The 5,886-nt window shown below is 69.8% G+C and carries 3 protein-coding genes, 1 tRNA gene and 3 pseudogenes; 3 read left to right on the forward strand and 4 right to left on the reverse strand.

Going from position 1 to position 5,886, the window contains the following annotated elements:
* Positions 1-232, forward strand: a pseudogene (locus G6018_RS04330) (hypothetical protein); the annotation flags it as partial.
* Between the two features lie 153 nt (positions 233-385).
* On the opposite strand, the gene G6018_RS04335 reads toward G6018_RS04330, so the two are convergent.
* Both G6018_RS04335 and G6018_RS04340 read right to left on the reverse strand, forming a co-directional pair.
* The gene (locus tag G6018_RS04335) at positions 386-2,221 is read right to left on the reverse strand and encodes an acyl-CoA dehydrogenase (protein WP_179526014.1); all 1,836 of its coding nucleotides are present in this window, start codon (positions 2,219-2,221) and stop codon (positions 386-388) included.
* 153 nt (positions 2,222-2,374) lie between these two features.
* A pseudogene (locus tag G6018_RS04340) lies at positions 2,375-3,550 on the reverse strand (putative PEP-binding protein); the annotation flags it as partial.
* 388 nt (positions 3,551-3,938) lie between these two features.
* Between G6018_RS04340 and G6018_RS04345 the strand changes: the two are divergent.
* Positions 3,939-4,988 carry a methyl-accepting chemotaxis protein gene (locus tag G6018_RS04345; RefSeq protein ID WP_241730824.1) on the forward strand — a complete coding sequence of 350 codons (1,050 nt, stop codon included), beginning with the start codon at positions 3,939-3,941 and terminating at the stop codon, positions 4,986-4,988.
* Positions 4,989-5,051: 63 nt separating this feature from the next.
* Here G6018_RS04345 and G6018_RS04350 read toward each other — a convergent pair.
* Positions 5,052-5,122: transfer RNA gene (locus G6018_RS04350), tRNA-Gly, on the reverse strand.
* Between the two features lie 46 nt (positions 5,123-5,168).
* Positions 5,169-5,438: a hypothetical protein gene (locus G6018_RS04355; protein ID WP_017838404.1), complete on the reverse strand. Its 270-nt coding sequence runs from the start codon at positions 5,436-5,438 to the stop codon at positions 5,169-5,171.
* A gap of 209 nt (positions 5,439-5,647) precedes the next feature.
* Between G6018_RS04355 and G6018_RS04360 the strand changes: the two are divergent.
* Positions 5,648-5,886 (forward strand): annotated as a pseudogene (locus tag G6018_RS04360) (hypothetical protein); the annotation flags it as partial.

Here is a 5,886-nt window from a genome sequence, read left to right on the forward strand (position 1 = left end):
CGACGGGTACACGGCCCGGGTCACCCGCGTGGTCCAGCGGGGCGAGGAGACGGTCAGCACCGACACCGTGTCGTCCACCTATGCGCCCCGGGTCCGGATCGAGTGCAGGGTGGAGAGTCCGGCACCCGCGGACGAGCCGCCCGGCCCGGTCGCGCCGCCGCCGGTGCCGGACGACGCGATACGGATCCCGGGCCTGCCGGAGTTCCGGATACCGGTCCTGCCCGGCAACTGACCAGTCCCGCCGCACCGCACAGCACCGCCGCACCGCACCGCCGCGGATCCGGTGATGCACCCGAAATGCACGGATCCCCGGGGGTCGTGCGGCGTGTCGGGACCGAACACGATGCACAACCCCCGGAGAACGCGGGGCGTGGTCAGCGGTGGATCAGAACGCGGCCTCGTCCAGCTCCATGAGCTCGCTGCCGAGGCCGGCGACGATCCCGCGGGTGGCGGTGATCAGCGGGAGCTCGTTGTTCGCGAACCACTTGGCGGCGGCGATCTTGCCGTTGTAGAAGCCCTTGTCGGCGTCCGACGCGCCGTCCAGTGCCCCGAGGGCGACCTCTGCGCCGACGAGCAGTCGCCAGCCCATCATGAGGTCGCCGAACGCCATGAGCAGACGGACCGAGGCCAGACCGATGGTGTAGAGGTGCTTGGGATCCTCCTGCGAGGCGAGGAGGTGGTCGAAGCAGGTGCCGACCATCGCCTCGACGTCGGCGAGCGCGGTGGCCAGGACCTCGCGCTCGGCGGTCAGCTCCGCCGGACCGTCGGCCTCGAGGAACTTCTTGATCTGCGCCGAGACGTGACCGATGGCGGTGCCGCGGTCGCGGGCGATCTTGCGGAAGAAGAAGTCCTGTGCCTGGATCGCGGTGGTGCCCTCGTAGAGGGAGTCGATCTTGGCGTCGCGGATGTACTGCTCGATCGGGTAGTCCTGCAGGAAGCCCGATCCGCCGAAGGTCTGCAGCGACTCGGTGAGCAGCTCGTACGCCCGCTCGGACCCGACGCCCTTGACGATCGGCAGGAGCAGGTCGTTGACGCGGTGGGCGAGCTCGCCGTCGGCACCGGAGACGCGCTGGGCGATCTCGACGTCCTGATGGGCGGCGGTGTACATGTACACCGCGCGCAGGCCCTCGGCGAACGCCTTCTGGCGGATGAGCGCCCGGCGCACGTCCGGGTGGTGGGTGATGGTCACGCGGGGGGCGTTCTTGTCCGCCATCTCGGCCATGTCGCCACCCTGGACGCGCTCCTTGGCGAACTCCAGGGCGTTGAGGTAACCGGTCGACAGGGTGGAGATGGCCTTGGTGCCGACCATCATCCGGGCGTGCTCGATCACGTCGAACATCTGCCGGATGCCCAGGTTGAGCTCGCCGTCACCGACGATCCAGCCCTTGGCCGGGACCCCGTGGCCGCCGAAGGTCAGCTCGCACGTGGTGGAGACCTTGATGCCCATCTTGTGCTCGACGCCGGTGACGAACACGCCGTTGCGCTCGCCCAGCTCGCCGGTCTCGAAGTCGAAGTGGATCTTGGGGACGAAGAACAGCGACAGTCCCTTGGTGCCCGGGCCCGCGCCCTCGGGGCGGGCCAGGACCAGGTGGAAGATGTTCTCGAACATGTCGTCCGAGTCGGCCGAGGTGATGAACCGCTTGACGCCCTCGATGTGCCAGCTGCCGTCGTCCTGCTTGACGGCCTTGGTGCGGCCGGCCCCGACGTCGGATCCGGCGTCGGGCTCGGTGAGCACCATGGTCGCGCCCCACCCGCGCTCGACGCAGGTGGCGGCCCACTTCTTCTGCTCCTCGGTGCCGTTCTCGTACAGCACGGCCGCGAAGGACGGGCCGGCTCCGTACATGAACGCGGGGGGGTTGGCGCCGAGCATCATCTCGCCGGTGGCCCACACCATCGCGCGGGGGGCGGGCATTCCGCCGAGGTCCTCCGGCAGACCCATCGACCAGTAGCCGGCGTCGTACCAGGCGCGGAACGACTTCTTGAAGTCCTCCGGCAGGGAGACCGAGTGGGTCTCGGGGTCGAAGACCGGCGGGTTGCGGTCGGCCGAGGAGAAGGACTCGGCGACCGGGCCCTCGGTGAGGGTCGCGACCTCGGAGAGGATGCCCCGGGCGGTGTCGGTGTCCATGTCGCCGAACTCGCCGGCGTCGAGTGCCTCGTTCATGCGCAGGACCTCGAACATGTTGAACTCGAGATCGCGGACGTTGCTCTTGTAGTGACCCATTACGGTCTTCTCCGATCGGAGTGCGGTGTCGTGGCAATGGAGGTGGCCGCGCGGGTCGGCACTGGTGTCCATGGGCGCACCGGAACCTACCCGTCGGTAACAAGACAGATGTTAGTGCGTCGTCAGCGATCCGTCCAAGGTGAGGAAAGACTCTTATTTCCCTGGTGGGCGGCGCGCGGCCGATCGGGCCGCATCGAGCAGGATCGATTTCTCGGCCCGCGCCACCGTCCGCCGGGTGATCTCGGCGTAGTCCGGGGTCACCGACACCGACGTCACGCCCCTGCGGACGAGATGCTCGGCCATCGACGGGTCGGTCGAAGCGGCCTGCCCGCACAGCGAGACCGTGAGCCCCGATTCGTGGCAGCGGTCGATGATCTGGTCGATGAACGCCAGGACCGCCGGGTCCATCGAGTCGAAGAGCTCTGCGCACACCTCGGAGTCGCGGTCCACCCCGAGCGTCAACTGGGCGAGGTCGTTGGACCCGATCGAGACCCCGTCGATGCCCATCGCGGCGTACTCGGGGATCCAGTGGACGACCGACGGGACCTCGGCCATGATCCACCGCTTGAGGCCCGGGTCGCGCCCGAGGGGGTGGGCGTCGATGATGTCCAGGCAGGCGCGGAGCTCCCACCCGGTGCGGACGAACGGGATCATCAGGTGCAGGTTGCCGTGCTTCTGCCGCACCCGGGCCAACGCGTCCAGCTCCAGTCGGAACAGGTCCGGTTCCTGCGTGTAGCGGAAGCACCCGCGGTAGCCGATCATCGGGTTGCGCTCCTCGGCCTCGACCTCCCCGCCGAGCAGTCCGCGGAACTCGTTGGAACGCAGGTCGGTGGCGCGGTAGACCACCGGCCGGGGCTCGAAGGCCGCGGCGATCGTGCTGATCCCCGAGACCATCCGGTCGACGTACTCCTCCTGCCTCCCCTCGGCGATGAGCGTGCGCGGGTGGACGCCGTCCAGCGCGCTGGTGATGAGGAACTCCGCGCGCAGCAGGCCCACCCCGTCCACGTCCATCGCGGCGACCCTGGCCGCGGCGTCGGGGGTCGCGAGGTTGACGTACACCGCGGTCGCGGTGACCTCGCGGGTCCTCACCTCGGGCGCCCGACCTGCGTCGGCGGGGGCGTGTTCGGCGGCGGCCGGACGCACGGTGCCCGGGTAGACCACACCGGCGGTGCCGTCGACGGTGATCGTCTGGCCGTCGCGGATGTCCGTGGTCGCCGACCGGGTGCCGACGATGACGGGGCGGCCCAGCTCACGGCCGACGATCGCCGCGTGACAGGTGACCCCTCCCTCGTCGGTGACGATCGCCGCGGCCCGCTTGAGGATCGGCAGCGGGCCGGCAGCTCCACCTGCGCGACGGTCCGCGTCAGGTCCTGTGACCTGGCGATGAGCTCGGCCTCGGTGAGTCCCTCCTCCGGCACCCGCTCGGTGTGGAGGCGCGCGCGGATGCCGCCGGCGTCCATCGCCTCCAGATACGCCGACTGGCCGATCGCGAACCCGGGCGGCACGGCGAGCCCGGCGCCCGTCATCTCCCCGAGATTGGCCGACTTCCCTCCGTACTCGGGTGCGTCGTCGAGCCGTAGATCATCGAAGGTCGTGACCCGCTGTGCGTTCATCTCGTGCCCCTTCCGGGAACGCTGTCCGGTCTGTCCGCCCGCCGCTTCCTCCATGGTGCGCTGATCGGGAGGTCCCGGGTGGGATGTTCGGGCAGAATCGATCCATGGCTGACATGCAGGTGCGGGTCCCGTCCCCGTCGTCCCTCGTCCAGAGCGCGTTCCGGGTGGTCGAGTGGGAGCTCTCGATGGCGCGGGAGTTCCTCCTCCTGCCCGCGCGGGTGATGGCGCTCCTGGAGGACGTGGAGTCCATCGTGCGGCGCGTCCAGCGACTGTTGGACGAGGTCGAGCGGACCGTGTCGTCGATCGACGGGATCGTGGTGACGGCCGCGGAGACCGTCGACGGGGTACGGACCACGGTCTCGCGGGCCGACCGGGTGGTCGACGACGTCGAGCGCACGGTCTCCTCCGCCGACTCGATCGTCGCCCGGGTGGGGTCGACCGTGGACTCGGCTGACGGGATCGTCGGCAGGGTGGGGTCGACCGTGGACTCGGCGGACGGGATCGTGGCTCGTATCGGTGCGACCGTGGACGTCGCGGACAGCGTGGTGCTCAGGGTCGACTCGACGGTGGACTCGGCGGACGCGGTCGTGGTGCGCGTCGGCTCGACGGTCGACACCGCGGACGGGCTCGTGACCTCGGCGGGCGGGCTCATGGACCGGATCGTGCCGATGGTCGACTTCGCCGAGTCCGCGCTGGCGCCCGTCAAGCCCGTCGTCGAGGCACTGTTGGTCGACGCCGAACTCTCGCCGGAGACCGCCAGGAGGGTGGCGACCCGCCTCACAGAGGTGCTGGTGTGGACGGACAAGACCATCGCGCTGCTGGAACCGATCGCCGACGAGATTCTCGAATCGGTCGATTCCGAGGAGATCAAGGCGGTCGTGCAGTTCATCGACCATCTGCCCGCGTTGGGAGACAGTCTCGAGAACGACGTGATGCCGGTGCTCGCCTCGTTGGACACCGTGGCTCCCGAGGTCCACCAGATCCTCGAGGTGGCGCAGCAGTGTCTCGAGGCCGTCCAGGGCATACCCGGATTCCAGCTCCTGCGTCGCCGCGGCGGCGACAACGGCAACGGCAGGGGCGGGTCGTCAGGGGCGGGGTCGGGACGGACCGAGCCGGGACGCACCGAGCCGGGGCGGCCCGGGCCGGACTCCTGACCGCGTTGAGCACCCGGTGAGACGACTCGAGGCCCTCCCGTGACGGGAGGGCCTCGATCTCTGAGCCGATGACGGGAATCGAACCCGCGCTGTCTGCTTGGGAAGCAGAAGTTCTACCATTGAACTACATCGGCGATGTTGCCCGAAGGCGGGTTCAGATTAGCACGAAGCCTCCGGCCGTCAGCTGTTCCGGGGTCCCTTTCGGGCGGCCTTCCGCTTGGCCCCGGTGGTCATGGGCCGCCTGGTCTGGCCGAGCGAGGCCCGGGGCACGAACCCGAACCCGACGCCGCCGACGACCGCGACGGCGAGCGCGCCGATGATCCACGGGGTGAGCGAACCGCCGCCGGTCAGGCCCATCATCACGATGAGGGCGGCGATGCCCACGCACACCCAGGACCAGACGGTCCATCGCCAGATGTACTTCGAGGGCTCTTCCCTGAACTCGTCCATGCCCCCGATTCCACCACGTGAGCGGGGTGCGGCGCATATCCGCGGTCCCGCCAGGGGTGCCTGAACGCGGGCGGTGGTGTGGCCGGTCTCACGAGGATCCGGCGCGGACACGGGTATGGAACCGGCGGTGAACGACGCTGAAATGGATGAGAGTCCGTTTCAGTGGCCGGGTGCCCGGCCGGGCGGGCGACCCTGCCAGGAGGACGAGCATGGACGACGTGACGGAGCGGCCGATCGCCGAGCGTGTGCGGACCGTCCTGGCGCGCGGCGCCGCAGGCACCGTCGGTTCGGGCCTCCTGACCCGGCCGCTGAGGTCCGCCAGGGTCCGCGACGACGGCGTGATCGTGCTGGTGGTGGACGTCGGTGGTATGTCCCGTGAAGTGGGGGAGTCGGCCGGCGTGGCGTCGGTGGGTGGCTCGGCCGCGGTCGAGATCGTCGACACGGTGTG

Source organism: Dietzia sp. DQ11-44 (assembly GCF_014145205.1).
In the GTDB taxonomy this organism is placed as follows: domain Bacteria; phylum Actinomycetota; class Actinomycetes; order Mycobacteriales; family Mycobacteriaceae; genus Dietzia; species Dietzia natronolimnaea.